General features: G+C 65.1%; 11 protein-coding genes and 4 pseudogenes. 8 read left to right on the top strand and 7 right to left on the bottom strand.

Features of this window, described 5'->3' with window-relative positions:
• Positions 1–10: 10 nt before the first annotated feature.
• Positions 11–805: pseudogene (locus ACXJKQ_RS08535) on the bottom strand (IS630 family transposase); the annotation flags it as partial.
• 471 nt (positions 806–1,276) lie between these two features.
• On the opposite strand from ACXJKQ_RS08535, the gene ACXJKQ_RS08530 reads away from it, so the two are divergent.
• From ACXJKQ_RS08530 to ACXJKQ_RS08515, 4 genes are all read left to right on the top strand, one after another.
• The gene (locus ACXJKQ_RS08530) at positions 1,277–2,725 is read left to right on the top strand and encodes a DUF1254 domain-containing protein (RefSeq protein ID WP_457105329.1); all 1,449 of its coding nucleotides are present in this window, start codon (positions 1,277–1,279) and stop codon (positions 2,723–2,725) included.
• A gap of 724 nt (positions 2,726–3,449) precedes the next feature.
• The gene (locus ACXJKQ_RS08525) at positions 3,450–3,971 is read left to right on the top strand and encodes a Cache 3/Cache 2 fusion domain-containing protein (protein ID WP_457105328.1); all 522 of its coding nucleotides are present in this window, start codon (positions 3,450–3,452) and stop codon (positions 3,969–3,971) included.
• A gap of 272 nt (positions 3,972–4,243) precedes the next feature.
• Positions 4,244–4,723, top strand: coding sequence for a cache domain-containing protein (locus ACXJKQ_RS08520; RefSeq protein WP_457105327.1), 480 nt, complete (start codon positions 4,244–4,246; stop codon positions 4,721–4,723).
• Between the two features lie 938 nt (positions 4,724–5,661).
• The gene (locus tag ACXJKQ_RS08515) at positions 5,662–5,979 is read left to right on the top strand and encodes a hypothetical protein (protein WP_457105326.1); all 318 of its coding nucleotides are present in this window, start codon (positions 5,662–5,664) and stop codon (positions 5,977–5,979) included.
• 44 nt (positions 5,980–6,023) lie between these two features.
• Here the strand turns inward: ACXJKQ_RS08515 and ACXJKQ_RS08510 are convergent.
• Positions 6,024–6,179 (bottom strand): annotated as a pseudogene (locus tag ACXJKQ_RS08510) (integrase core domain-containing protein); the annotation flags it as partial.
• 384 nt (positions 6,180–6,563) lie between these two features.
• On the opposite strand from ACXJKQ_RS08510, the gene ACXJKQ_RS08505 reads away from it, so the two are divergent.
• Positions 6,564–7,181: a hemerythrin domain-containing protein gene (locus tag ACXJKQ_RS08505; RefSeq protein ID WP_457105325.1), complete on the top strand. Its 618-nt coding sequence runs from the start codon at positions 6,564–6,566 to the stop codon at positions 7,179–7,181.
• 604 nt (positions 7,182–7,785) lie between these two features.
• Here ACXJKQ_RS08505 and ACXJKQ_RS08500 read toward each other — a convergent pair.
• A complete protein-coding gene (locus ACXJKQ_RS08500; protein ID WP_457105324.1) occupies positions 7,786–8,265 on the bottom strand; it encodes a hypothetical protein in 480 nt (159 codons plus the stop codon).
• Between the two features lie 1,386 nt (positions 8,266–9,651).
• Between ACXJKQ_RS08500 and ACXJKQ_RS08495 the strand changes: the two genes are divergently transcribed.
• The 3 genes and pseudogenes from ACXJKQ_RS08495 to ACXJKQ_RS08485 form a co-directional block, all read left to right on the top strand.
• Positions 9,652–9,870, top strand: coding sequence for a hypothetical protein (locus ACXJKQ_RS08495; protein WP_457105323.1), 219 nt, complete (start codon positions 9,652–9,654; stop codon positions 9,868–9,870).
• Positions 9,871–9,879: 9 nt separating this feature from the next.
• Positions 9,880–10,011, top strand: a pseudogene (locus tag ACXJKQ_RS08490) (transposase); the annotation flags it as partial.
• Positions 10,012–10,153: 142 nt separating this feature from the next.
• A pseudogene (locus tag ACXJKQ_RS08485) lies at positions 10,154–10,675 on the top strand (IS701 family transposase); the annotation flags it as partial.
• A gap of 129 nt (positions 10,676–10,804) precedes the next feature.
• Here the strand turns inward: ACXJKQ_RS08485 and ACXJKQ_RS08480 are convergent.
• From ACXJKQ_RS08480 to ACXJKQ_RS08465, 4 genes are all read right to left on the bottom strand, one after another.
• A complete protein-coding gene (locus ACXJKQ_RS08480) occupies positions 10,805–11,017 on the bottom strand; it encodes a hypothetical protein (protein WP_457105322.1) in 213 nt (70 codons plus the stop codon).
• A gap of 770 nt (positions 11,018–11,787) precedes the next feature.
• Positions 11,788–12,633: a substrate-binding domain-containing protein gene (locus ACXJKQ_RS08475; RefSeq protein WP_457105321.1), complete on the bottom strand. Its 846-nt coding sequence runs from the start codon at positions 12,631–12,633 to the stop codon at positions 11,788–11,790.
• Positions 12,606–13,316, bottom strand: coding sequence for an ATP-binding cassette domain-containing protein (locus ACXJKQ_RS08470; RefSeq protein WP_457105320.1), 711 nt, complete (start codon positions 13,314–13,316; stop codon positions 12,606–12,608). Before ACXJKQ_RS08470 ends, ACXJKQ_RS08475 begins: the two co-directional genes overlap by 28 nt.
• A complete protein-coding gene (locus tag ACXJKQ_RS08465) occupies positions 13,313–14,008 on the bottom strand; it encodes an ABC transporter permease (RefSeq protein WP_457105319.1) in 696 nt (231 codons plus the stop codon). Before ACXJKQ_RS08465 ends, ACXJKQ_RS08470 begins: the two co-directional genes overlap by 4 nt.
• Positions 14,009–14,066 lie beyond the last annotated feature (58 nt).

The raw sequence follows: 14,066 nt of genomic DNA, 5'->3' as shown, positions 1-14,066 counted from the left end.
AGCAAGTCCACTTGTGGGTAGCGACGTTATCGAGGATGGCGTGGATCGCCTTGCCGGGCGGAACGGCGGCCTCGATGGCGTTGAGGAATCGGATGAACTCGCCATTCCGGTGGCGCCGCATGCAGCGGCCGAGCACGGTGCCCGCCAGGATGTCGAGGGCGGCAAACAGCGTCGTGGTGCCGTGACGGGTATAGTCGTGGGTCTGGGCGACGGGATGAGCGCGGGCGAGCGGCCTGTCGGGGCGGGTCCGCTCCAACGCCTGGATCTGGCTCTTCTCATCGATGGACAGCATCACCGCATGGGCGGGTGGGTCCATGTAGAGGCCGACGACATCCTCGACCTTGGCGGCGAAGGTGGGATCGCGTGAACGTTTGAACGTGCGCAGCCGGTGCGGCCGGAGGCGGTGGGCCGCCCAGATCCTTTGCACTGCGCGCGACGAGATCCCGACAACGCGGGCGACGGCACGGCCGGTCCAGTGCGTGACCTCGCCCGGTGGCTGCGAGCAGGTCAATGCCAGCACCGCGGCCACCGTCTCGGTCGGATGAGGCGGCGTGCCGGGCGGACGCGTCTTGTCGCGCAGCAGGCCATCGACGCCCGGCCCGGCGTGGCGCCGCTGCCGGCGCCATACGGCTGGTCGGCTGACGCCCGCCCGCCGGGCCACGTCCTGGACGCTCAGGCGCTCAGCCGAGAGCAGGACGATGCAGGCGCGCTGGATATGCTTGAGCGGGCGCGATCGATCCTCGGCGATCGCCATGAGCCGGGTCGTGTCGGCTGCATCAGGAAGAACGCAGACGGTCCGAGCCATCGCCCAGACTCACACACCTCATCCCGCGCGTTAACCCTTCGTCCGCGTCACTGCACCAGCGGCTGCTGCTCACTAAGGTCCAGATGGGGCGGTGAGCAGCCTTCGACGCTGCGGACAGAAACGGACGTTCAAGCCAGCAGCGATTGGTCTGATTTGAGCCCGCCTTTAGCAGACCGCCGTTTGTGGCTGCTGCTTCGCACTGGGGCGTTCCGCGAGGGCAAGCCTTATCGGACCGTTAGACACACTGCGCGCTTCCGGGCCGAACCGAGCCGTTGTCCCATTCGGTCAAGCTGCTTTGCTCAGCTTCAGTATGCTGCCGCGCGCCGCGATCCGATGTGGCTCCCGAAGTTTTCTCTGTGCTGACGGGCGGCAAAGCTGGTCCGGCGAGAGGGCGCTGCATTCGGCGCGTCTAGGGGATCGAGATTTTTCCTGAAGCCGCCTGCCTGAGCGGGCAATTCCGAGGAGACGGTCATGGATGTCACCAGACGGATCTTCGCCGCCGGCGCCGCTACGATCCCGTTCGTCGGCTCGAGCCTGCCTCTCGCCCGGGCTCAGAGCACAGCCCAGGATGCGCCACTCATCGGCAACAACGCGGTGGCCGATCCGCTGGAGCTGGCGACGGACGCCTACATCTACGGTTACCCGCTCATCACCATGGAGATGACCCGGCGCGTGCTCACCAACGTCGCCGCGCCCGAGGGCAAGGGCGCTCCCATGGGCCAGTTCGCCAACATGCGAGAATATCCGGACGCGAAGTTCCGGGCCGTCACCGCGCCCAACGCCGACACGCTGTACTCCAGCGCCTTCGTCGATGTCGGGACCGAGCCGCACCTTCTCAGCATCCCGGAGGAGCACGGGCGATACTACCTCATGCCGATGCTGAGCGCGTGGACGAATGTCTTCGCCGTGCCGGGCAAGCGCACGACCGGAACCGGGCCGCAGACCTACTTCATCGCCGGACCCGGCTGGAGCGGCAGCGTGCCGTCCGGCGCCAAGCTGATCCAGGCGCCGACCAACCTGATCTGGATCCTCGGCCGGACCTACTGCACCGGCACGCCGGAGGATTACAGGACAGTGCACGCGCTTCAGGACCAGTACCGGCTCATCCCGGCGAGCGCGGCCGGCAAGCCGTACACGCCGCCTCCGGGGCGGGTCGATCCGAGCGTCGACACGAAGACGGCGGTGCGTGAGCAGGTCAACCGCATGGATGCGACGACCTACTTCAACCTGCTGGCCACTCTGATGAAGGACAATTCACCGGCACTCGCCGACGGGGTTCCGGTCGCCAAGATGGCCTCGCTCGGCATCGTACCAGGCCAGCCCTTCGATCCGGCACGCCTGCCGCCTGCCACCCGCGAGGCAATCGCGCAGGCGCCGAAAGAGGCCATTCCTCGCATCATGGGGCACATGAAGTCGGCGGGACAGCATGTAAACGGCTGGACCTTCACGACTGACGGCGGCGATTACGGCAAGGACTACCTGCAGCGCGCTCTGGTGACGGCGGTCGGGCTCGGCTGCAACTTGCCGCAGGACGCAGTCTACCCGGTGGCCACCGTTGATGCCGCAGGCCGTCGCCTGACCGGCGCCTCGAAGTACGTGATGCGCTTCCCAGCGGGCGAATTGCCGCCCGTCAACGGCTTCTGGTCGTTGACGATGTATGACGCGGACTACTTTTTCGTCGAGAACCCACTCAACCGCTCCTCGGTGAGCCCGCGCGACAGCCTCAAGGCGAACCCGGACGGCTCGATCGATCTCCTCATCCAGCATGAGAGCCCTGGCGCGCAGCGGGAGGCGAACTGGCTACCTGCCCCGGCCGGGCCTTTTATCCTGATGCTCCGCACCTACTGGCCGAAGGACGTCCTCCTGAACGGCTCCTGGGCGCCGCCGCCGGTCACCCGCAGCTCCAGCGCCACGCTCTAGGTCGCACGGCCGGATCCCTGCTTGAGAGGCAGCGCTGCATAACGCCCAGTCCGCGAACGTCCGCCCTCGACGGTGATGCAGTTTGTTGCGACCGTCTCGCCGAAGGTAGGCTCCTCACCCGTTTCAAACCCCTAACAGCCGATCCGCATGGTTCAGTTTGGGTATTGCCCAGGCGGACTATAGACACCGGTCTGTTTCGGGTATCTGCTGGAACCAGCCAAAACGGACTTTATCAAGCAAACAACCCATAACAAACCGGCAAGCGAGAAAGCCACGAAGCGGACATCGTGAGGGTCTGCAACGGGTCGAGAGCGGGCGCCGCGGCGACGTCCGCTTCTCTGCATTGCCGCCCGAAAGCGGACCCGCTGAAATCCACCCTGAGCGGATGTCCCGTTTAGGACCCAACTCGGCCACCGAGAGCGCAGTCAGCGTCGCTCCAAAGCGGCCGTTCGTCAGCCGTCTGGCAACTTCGGCTCGGGGTGGAGAGCGGGCATTCGCCCGAGCTACCGCGACGGGCTGCTCCCTCGCTGAAAGCAGACCTTCGCCGACTGGGCGTTATGGAGCGTCACAATCTGCTGCGATGATCGGGAGCACGAGGGCAAACAGTCCATCGGCTCTGCTTCAGACGTCTAACTGATGGCGATGTCCCTCCTGATCAAGCAACTCGAACAAGAGTGACTAGAATTTTCGTCACGTCGATTGGCGAAGGCGGAGGGAGACGGCCATGAACACACCTCTACTAGCCCTGTCCCTTTTGGCTGCCCTGGCCGGCGGGGCCGTTTCGATGCCTGCCAGCGTATTCGCAGGGTCCTCCGAGGACGTCCAGACGGCCATGCAGCACCTGAAGGCGAAGACCGCTGAACTCGGTGTTCCGAGCGTGAAGGGGGAGGATGCCGTCGCCGGAAAGACCGTCCCGGCCCTCTATTTCGGCCAGACCAAGATGAACGGCAATTTCGCCGTGGTGGACGCCGTGCAGAAGGAGGTGGGCGGGACCGCGACGCTGTTCGTCAGGAGCGGCGGTGAGTTTGTGCGCGTCGCCACGAACGTCAAGAAGGATGACGGCTCGCGGGCGATCGGCACCGTTCTCGATCCGAAGGGGAAAGCCTTCGCGGCGATCACGAAAGGCGACGCCTATTTCGGTGACGCCGACATTCTGGGCAAGCCCTACACGACGGGCTACGAGCCGATCCGCGATGCAAGCAGCGGCGTCATCGGGGTCTACTATGTCGGATACCCGAAGAAGTAGGGCTTGGCCTCAGGATGGGCTTGGTGAGCTAGGCCGCGACGCAGCGAAGCGTTCCAGCAGGGCTTGCACGTGTGGATTTCTCCAGACGACCACCAAGCCCGTTCCAAACGGATGGCGTAACATTTCGGAACGCCTCGGCCGGCGACGCCCTGGATGGGAGCCACCCGCTTGCTGACCCGGACACTGGCAAAGGTCAGGACCGGGATGAGCTTCAAGGTTCTGGCCTACAACATGAAGCGGATGACCCAGATGTGGCGCGAAGAGGTAGCGGCATGTTCAAGATGCTGGTGACATGGCCCGTGTTGCTGGTCCTAACCCCAACATTTCCTGCTCTTGCACAGAGGAGGCCCCCACCACCACATGAAGCGGCGGAGATCGAGGCCCTGGTTAACAAGGCATCCTACGTTCTGGAGGAACGGGGTAGCAAAGCGTTCGCGGATTTCCGGAAGAAGGGTAGCTCCTGGCGCTACGCGGATGTCTACCTGTTCGTAGTCGATATGCACGGCGTCGTGTTGTTCAACGCTGACCGCCCGGACCGCGAGGAGCGGGACTTCCTCGACGATCGCGACGCTGACGGGAAACGGTTCCACAGGGACTTCATCGAGGTCGTCAGCAAGTTTGGATCTGGCTGGGTCGATTACATGTTCCCCAAGCCCGGCCAATCCCACGCCAGCGTGAAGTGGAGCTACGTCTGTGCGACGCGGGTTGACGGTGTTGAGGCGCTCGTGGGCGCTGGCGTCTATGTCAATTAACACCGCCTCGGTCTCGGACGGAACGGCGACGAGACGAGGCCAGCCAATCGGCGCTGACGCAACCTCTTCGAAAGTCTAACATGCTATCGTGAGCGGTCCGTCGTCGCTGACATCCCGGACGACTGCTCAGGGTCGTGAGCGGTCTCTGCGGCTATGTCCGCTTCGATGCATACGCCGCCCTGAGGCAGACCGGCAAAAACCCACCCATCTGAGACGTTCGGTGGCGCCAAGGCATGCAACTGGACCTGGCCGAAAGCGGCCCGTCCGCTTCTGGACGGGAATTCGGGAAAGCGGACGTCGCCGCGTCGCCCGCTCAGGATCAATCTGCCGCCTATGACCTCACCGCAGACAACTCTTGGAGTGTGAGGTCGATTGCTCGGACGATCTGTGTAGCGGCACGCGCCACGGCAGGGTCTTGCGACATGGCGATCGCGGCCTGCTGCAGTGTACGGAATTGCTGAAGGCGCGCGCCTGGGTCGACGCCTTGAGCGATGGCAGACTGCACGAGGCCCTGAACCAACTCATATGCCAAGCGCTCGTCGAGGCACGGTGGCGTCCAGCCCGACGACGGCGGACAGGCTGTGTTCGTGTACTCTCCGGCTGTTGAGCTGGGTGGCTTACGCCACTTCGGATGACGCCGGCCACCCACTCGCTCGATCAAATCTTCATCCTCCGAGACGCCGCAGGCCACTCCGACGATTTCACCGCATCGCCACGTCGTGATGTAAGCCCGCTCGGTAAGCTGCAGGATGCTCGTCGGGAACGAAGTTAAGGATGTGGGCACGGACCGAAGGTGATCGGCTCATCATCACACGAACCCTGATAGCCCGGACAGCGTCAATCGCCGTCCAACGTGACTGCGCTCGCAACGGTATAGCCGCGCAAACCGTTCATGCGTTCCGTAAAGAAAACATGTCCTCCACCGGAGGCCTAAGCCGATGCTGGCCAAGCGATCTCAAGGAGATGGTGAGACAGAAAGCTCGACCGGAGCGGGTCAAGCGCTGATGATGGGGGAAGCTGTTGCCGGCGTCTTTGAAGAGCACGGCGGCGCCTTAAAAGGCCTCAGACTCGAGATGCTCGCCCATGGCCTCGCGAGGTTCGTCCAACCGCTCCTGAGCACCTGTACGACCGCGGATTGGATCAAGGCCATCAACGCTCGTCTCGACCTTCTGGAAGGCGACACCGTCAAGCCAAGACCTCGGCTTGTACAGTTTGAGGCAAACGGCGTTGCGGAGATGACCGCGCCGGTTCGCTGAGGTCGGATCACGGCTACACCGGCCGGGCGAGGCTTCGCGGCCTAGTAGAAGATATCCCGACGCAGGCTCTCGTCGCGCAGCTTGCCGTTGAAGCTCTCCCAAGACCAGTTCTCCCACGGCGATCGTGAAGCGATGTACTGGATCTGTGAACCAGCTTCAGCGATCAATTTGCCCAGCGCCGTCAAGATCATCTCAGGACCAACGCGTTGATGATCCGTTACCTGCCGTACGGATTACGTTCTCTGCCTTTTCGCACTGCCGGTCACTTACCTCGGCCGGCATCTGACTTCCTGAAGTGTCGCGCAGCGAACTTGCGCTGATCACAACCCACGTCTTTGGCGTCGTCAGGCCAAAGCGACGGCGTAGGAACATGGTTCCGAGCCCGGTTTTCGCTTGCCCTTAGCGGCCTCGCAGCTCGCTCAGAGCGCCGCGGCTGTCGGGGTGCGAAAAGCGTCGCGGCCTGATCGCCTGTCCTGTCGTCGCCGCCATCGCGGGCCGATCGCCGTCACCTCCTGTCGCGTAGTCGTGCGGAACGGTCCGTCGCAGCGGGGTGTTAGGAGGTAGTGATCACATGCGGAGCGTACATGGACATTTGGCAGCTGGTCGAGCGCGATCACGAGAACGTCGCTAGCTTAATCCGCGAGATCCCCTACGCGCTTAACAATCCTGGCGTAGTCGGCAGTCGAGAGCGACTGCTCGCCGACCTCATGGACGAGCTAGAATTGTATGCGATTGCTCTCGACGCGAGCCTGTATGGTCCTCTGAGCCGCGAGAACACAACACGAGCCCTGATCGACGAACTGCACCACGGACATGCGGAGTTTTGGCGACAGCTTCAACAACTCACCCGCTACCGCAAGAAGCACTCGGCTGGTTGGCTCGACACATTCGAAGATGTGACTTTCCTTGTCGATCAGCACCTGCATCGGCACGTGCATGAGTTGATCCCGGCAGCCCGCGCGCTGTTTTCGCCTGAGGAGATCAGCGCTGCGACACGCACTTACGTGCGCGCCAAGACGAACGCGCTGCAGAGCCGGCGGCGGCGAGGCGTCGGGGGCGGGATCATGTCGAGCGAGGCGGCTCTCATCACCACGGCCGCGGCAGCGGCGGCCGGGTTCGGCTACTTGGTGTGGCGCAGCGGCCTCTTTAATAGCAGGAGACCGCGCCACGCAGTTGGGGGCGGCGAGCGTCACGTCAGATAGGTAAGTCGATACGCCCAGCCTGCCGAGCTTTTGCCGAACCTCAGGCAACACGGCGCTTTTGACAGCTATGTGCCCTGCCTCATTGCGCGACATTCGGTTGAATCCGGCGGGCTGGTGCGCGTCGTCACCGCGGTACATGTAGGCCAAGGAAGTCGTCTCTGTCTCGAATGCAATACACGTCCCGATGTTCGACAGCCTGTCAGGATGCTGAAAAACAGCGGTGGTGGGCTCAGAATGAAAGCGGCAAGGGGCTCATGCTGAACCCCACCTGCCTACGGCGCTGGCTTCAACGGCGCCCAAGGCAGATGCCAGCGTGGCAAGGTGGACCGCTTCCTTGATCACTGGGCCTTATTCGGCCTGTGCCGGCAGCGGGTCGAGGCCTGCGTAGCACCACCGGCATCATGGGGGCATAGGTCAAGGGCACGATAACCGTGATTTATTATGCTCCCTCCGCCCGCAGAGCGCGGCTAAGCGAAAACTAGCCCCACTACCCACAAGTTGGACAGCGTGCCCATCAGGCGCAGGTCTGAGAACACCTTTGGTTTAAAGGTTCGGACCCGGTCGGTGAGGCCCACGGATCGGCTGCCCGCTTGGCGGCCCTGGCTCACCCCTCACGATGACGACCCAGGCTTCCACCCTCGTACAGGATGCGCGGCTGCCGGCCCGCATAGCTGACGCCGAGATCGAACCGCGCGGAGCCCGACTTGCGCGTGCCTCGAGCCGGGTTGGCGACCACAAAGTCGATGATCGAGCGCGCGGCGCATTTGACCTTGGGCACGTTGCAGATCACGCGCAGGGTCCCGGGCCGGATAGCGTACCGGCGCAGCGGCCACTGCCTAATAGCGGCTCGCTTCTCGTCGACGAGCCGCTCCTGCGTGTAAGGACGTCCGTAGAATTGCACCGTCGGCCCGTACATGTACGGGACGCCTGTGACCGCGCCGCCATCGTTCGAGGACCAGATCGCGAGGTACCGCTCGGCGATGATAGCCGTACGCCGCTGCATCTCCGCCCCCGACAGCGCCTGGGCTGGGGACGAACTCAGGGCGACGCAGGCGCAGAACAGCGGAATGAACGGCTTCGGCATGCACGGAACTCCTGGACGGATGCGGGGATCGCTCAGAACCGGCCACCGGGTCCGGAGAGCCAACGCATCAGACCGTCCGAAGCGGCGACGCTTTGGCGCCGCCTCGCGTGCGGCTTGTCCTCGGACGACCAGTCGGGCGCATCAGCGTTGACCTCACGGGCACTGCGCGGCGGAAAAGCGTCCCCGTCGAGGTCGTCGCGACCTGCCAGCCGCACCGACTTGTAGTGGCTTGGGACGGGTGATGTCGCGCGGCTGGGCTCGGGCCGCTGCGCAGCCAAGCGGGCTTCGTCGACGGCATCAAGCGAAGGCAGATGCCGCGACGGGGCGGGATGAGGTTTCGGGGTGCGGCGGCGGGCAGCTTCGACGACCCGAGCCCGGATGTGTCCACTGTCCTCGTTGAGGGCGCGCTGAGGCACATCCAGGGACCCGAGTCGAGTTCCCTGTACGCCCGACGCGACACTGGGCGCTGTGCGGGCGTGCAAGCCCCTATCAGCGAGCGTGATCCGGGACTGGCCCGTTCTCTTATCTGGCGGATGCACAGGCGCAGTCGGCAGGGTGGCCTGCGTAGCGGGACGCCTTTCCTCGCTCGCAGGCGACTTGGCTCTCTCCACGGGCTCGTCAGGAGGACCGGAGGTGAACCGGAGCTTCGGAGAGGCGGCTGGGATCGCGGCGGTCTTGACCGGATCCGACCAGGGCAGCGATCGCCCGTGTGCCTGAGCCCTCAGGCGCTCAGACAGAGAGGGTGTGGCCTCGCGCGATGCCCCCGTGACGTCCCTGCGAGCGTCACCGCGGGACATGTACGCGCTCGTGCTGACAATCCCGACTCCGAGGGCGACGGCGACAGCGGACAGGAACTTCGTTGACACGACCATGGACTACCTCGCAGAGATGGCAGGTGGCGTCACGAGACCTGCGCGGCAACCGCGTAGCGAAGGCGAACATCGCCTCCCCGCAACGGCGGTTCTATCGATTAGGCCTACTTACCGTTGCAGGCTGGTGCTGAAACGGGTACCGACCCGGACAGTTCCGATCGCGATCACTGCCCGCCCACTGCGCTCGCGGTATACGGACGCCGCAATCCCGTCACAGGTGGGCAACGGAGACCTTTGCCAGACCTTGGGCGCCGCTGGCCTGGGCAGTTTCTTTCGCCAAGTCGACAGCGCGCTGGCCGACCTAAGAGCCGCAGCCAATGTTGCGCACCGCGACTGACCCGTGTGCCTGTAGATCAGGGGCACTTCATCAACAGCCCCCATTGCGATCCGCTTAGAAAAGGACTCGGTTGGCTAGGCGGATGCATGGGTCGTAGACGGAACGACTGCTTTCAGACGAGACTGTGTCAAAAGTCAAATTTGAGATAGCCTTGCGGCCTTATCCGCGGAGGCCAGCATGGGTCGGTTCGTCGAAAGGCAGGACCGTCGGCAGGCCCGGTTGCTGCTCAGTTCGCCGGACGATCATGTCACCGAGGACAATCCGGTTCGGGTCGTCGAGACGTTCATCGACGAACTCGATCTGGCCACCCTGGGCTTCACCCGCTTCGAGACCGCAGCGACGGGCCGGCCTGCTTATGACCCGACTACGCTTCTGAAGCTCTACCTCTACGGCTAGCTCAGCCGGATGCCGTCGAGCCGGCGGCTCGAGCGTCAGGTGCAGCGCAACATCGAGGTCATGCGGCTGACCGGTCGCCTGGCCCTCGACCTAAAAGCGATCGCCAACTTCAGGCGCAACATAAGACCTGCAATCCAGGCGATCTGTCGGCAGTTCGTGGTGCTGTGCCGGGATCTGAACCTCGTCGGCGGGGTGACCGTCGCCTTGGACAGATCGAAGCTCAAAGCGGTCAACAACCGGCACCGCATCGACGCCGTGGCCAAGATTGCAAAGCACCTGGAATGTGCTCGGGGTCAAGACCGATCACCTGTTCACTTCCTGGGTCGGCAAGCCGCTGGTGGCCGGCACCGCCGAGGCGATCGCAAACGGCCTCGCTCCGTCTGGCTGGGTACGCCTGTCGGCGGGCGAGGGCACGAAGGGCGCGTGGCTGTACGACTGGGCTTATTGCGAACTGGCTGACCTCGACGGTGCCGACTACGATCAGGCCGGCCTGTGGACGCGCGGCCTGCTGATCCGCCGCAGCCTGACTGACGGCGAGCGGGCGTACTTCACGACGTGGTGCCCGGCCGGCACGTCGGTCGCGACCCTGGCGGCGGTCGAGGGCCAGCGTTGGGCGATCGAGGACGTGTTCGAGACGGCCAAGACCGAACTCGGGTTCGCCCACAACGAGACCTGTTCCTGGCACGGCTGGCACCGGCACGTCAGCTTGGTGATGATGGCCTTCGCCCTGCTGGCTGTGATCCGCCATCACGCCAACGCGCGGCCCCCAAAAAGACGGGCGCGGCCGAGACCGCCCGCGCGCTGATCCGCTGGTCGATCCAGGAGATCCGCCGCATCGCCGTGCGGTTGGCACAGCGGCGCATTCAGCCCGCTCACGTCATCGCATGGTCGCTCTGGCGACGGGCGCATCAGGCGGCCGCCCGAAACGCCCATCTCAAACGCCGTGCCTCAGCCGACAAGGGACGTCGACAGCGTAAGCCCAGCACCACGAACAGCAAACAAAAAAGCCCAAAAACGCAACTGTAATGCTAGCCACCAGCGGGTTGGCCAGCACCATCTCGACAGCGAGCTTGAGGCGCGGCGACCAGTGCTCGAGCGATTCGAGCGGTGTTGCCGCCCAATCATGGGCACGAATGCGCTCGGCCATCTCTCCCTGGCCGGGTCTCCACACAGGCAATCTGGTATTTCTACCCATCTTGCGTTTCGAATATTACAGTCCGGGCTGATTTTATCCGAAATTTAAACGACAGACAGCAATGCAGGTGACGCCGCATGGCCCAAAATCTGGCAGGATGAGGACCAAGCAGTAATCAGGTCTGTCCCGTCGGAGAACCGCGGACACCCTCGGTGCCCTGAGCGGCCAGAGTCAGCAGAGCGCATTCAGCTGCGCTCTCCAGTCTCAGCTTCCACATGACGTTTCGCCTTGCTGAGGACTGAGCAGGGATCATACCCCCGAGTTCTCGCGAGAAGCAGCAAGTCGGTGATCAAGTCTACGATCTCGCAGGCGGGCACACCACCGGTCCAACGCCGGTCAGCGCCCTCGGCGTGGAGGTAAGCGTCGAGAGCGGCTTGCGCGAGTTCAACGCGTCTGATCGTCGTGGGCATAGGCATTCTCCCAGCCGCCCAGCCATGTCGGCTCTTGAGCTGGCGCGGACATGCGCGCTGCGCCTTGAGGAGAACGTTGCGGAACCGGAATGCGTCCCCCGGTGAACCTTGGGAGGCTGACATCGCGGCGGTGCTGTCGCGGCCCGCGAGCGCGATGCCGAAAGCGCCTATCGGGCCGTAAGCTGCTGAGTTGGTGCTTTCGACGACGAACCGTGGAAAGCGCACAGCATACCTGGTCGCCGCGTGTCAGTACCCGGGATAGCGCGCGTCGATGCCAATGCCAGTCCGGCCCTCCAACGCGCGAATACCGGGTCAGCGCGTCACAGGCGCGTCGGCGCTTGGGAAAAACAGCTGTTCGCCGCCGACCTTGTATCCCGCGATCGCCTGCTGGCCCTCCGGTGAGACAAGCCAGTTGATGAAGGCCTGTCCCTGCTTCGCCTTCACGCCAGGGTGCCTGTCGGGGTTCACCAGCATCACGCCGTAGGGATTGAACAGGCTCCGGTCCCCCTGAACCAGGATGACCAAGTCGGCGCGATTCTTGAACGCGAGCCATGTCCCCCGGTCGGCGAGGATATAGGCGCCGAGAGCTGAGGCCGCGTTGAGCGCGGGACCCATGCCCTGGCCGACATCCCGGTACCAAGGGCCGCGCACGGCCGCGAGATCGACGCCTGCCTCCTTCCAGCTGCGCAGCTCGGCGCTGTGTGTGCCCGACCGGTCACCGCGCGACACGAACGCCGCCTTGCTGGCCGCGAGCTTGGCGAAGGCCTCGCGGACGCCCAGGCCGCGCACGCCGGCCGGATCGGAGGCCGGGCCAATCAGCACGAAGTCGTTGTACATCACGTCGTACCGCGTCTTCGCGAAGCCCTCTGCGAGGAACTTGTCCTCGGCCGGACGGTCGTGCACCAGCACCACGTCGGCATCGCCGCGGCGCGCCGCGTCGAGCGCTTGGCCCGTGCCCAGAGCGACGACCTTCACGTCGATCCCTGACGTCTCCCGGAAGGGCGGGAGGATGTGCTTGAACAGGCCGGACTGCTCGGTCGAGGTCGTCGAGGCGACGATGATCGAGACCGGTTCGGCGTCGGCCGATGGCAGGAGGCCGGCCGCGCTCAGGAGCGCGGCCAATCCCAGGATCAGGAGGCGGCGACGGAAGGGATCCACGGCAATTCCCCAGCGAGGTAGGCCCGCGCCTCGGTCGTGCGCGGCGAGAACAGGATCTGGCGGGATGGACCATGCTCGACGGCGCGGCCGGAGGCCAGCACGATCGCCGTGTCGGCGAGGCGCGCCACCTGCCCGAGATTGTGGGAGACGAGCACCACCGTGGTACCCGCCCGCGCCATCGCGGACACCAGTCCCTCGACGATCTCGGTCGAGGCGGGGTCGAGGTTCGCGGTCGGCTCGTCGAGGAGAAGCAGGTCGGGTTCGACCGCCCAGGCGCGGGCCAGCGCCAGCCGCTGCTGCTCGCCGCCGGAGAACCGCGTCGCGGCATCGCGTGAACGCTCCGCGAGGCGGACCCGGGCGAGCGCCTCCTGCACCCGCGCGGCGCGCGAAGGACGGGGCAAGCCTCCGAGAGCCAGCGCGACGTTTGCGGCCGCGGTTGCGCGGATCAGCGCGGGCCGCTGAAACACGAAGGCCCGCCGGTGCGGGCCGACCCGTACCGTTCCGCTGTCGGGTCGCAGGAGCCCGTCGATGATCCTGAGGGTGACGCTCTTGCCCGCTCCGTTCGGGCCGATGATGGCCGTGACGCTGCCCCGAGCGACCTCAAGGCAGAGATGGTCGAGCACCGTTCGCCCGTCGAGGGACAGAGTCACGTCTTCGAGGCGGATGGCCGGCGTCGCGCTCATCCATACACTCGCGCGGCGTGCCGCCGGAGCAAGGCCACGGCGACGTTCACCACCAGAACGAGGCCGATCAGCACGAGGCCGAGCGCCAGGGCGAGGCTGAGATCGCCCTTCTGGGTCTCCAGCGAGATCGCCGTCGTCATCGTACGGGTATACCCGTCGATGTTCCCGCCGACGACGAGGACAGCTCCGATCTCCGAGATCGCCCGGCCGAACGCGGCGAGCGCCGCGGTCACGAGGGAGAAGCGCACGTCGTAGATCATCGCGCCGGCCTGACGCGGCGCGGAGAGACCGAGGGAGCGCAACTGCTCCCCGAGATGCACCCGGGCGTCGGCGACGACCTGCTGCGTCAGGGCGGCGACGAGCGGCGTCGCGAGCGTCGCCTGTGCGGCGATCATCGCGCCGGGGGTGAACAGCAGGCCGAGCGGTCCGAGCGGACCGGAGCGGGAAAGGACGAGGTAGAGCGCGAGGCCGACGAGCACCGGCGGCAGCCCCATGAACGCGTTCAGCAGGCCGACCGCGGCGCCGCGTCCGGGAAATCGGGCGACAGCCACGAACGCACCCAGGGGTATGCCGAGCACGAGACCGATGCCGACGGCGGTGAGGCTGACTCGCAGCGACAGCCACGCGATCGCCAGCACGTCGCGATCCAGACTGAGCAGGCGGGACAGGATTTCCTGGAGCGTCTGCATCATGCGCCCGGGGCGGTCCTCAGGACTGGGACGAGGCGGGTGACGAGACCAGCCGATGAGT

It is taken from the genome of Methylobacterium sp. P5_C11, assembly GCF_054049775.1.
This window is presented reverse-complemented; position numbering and strand designations above follow the sequence as displayed.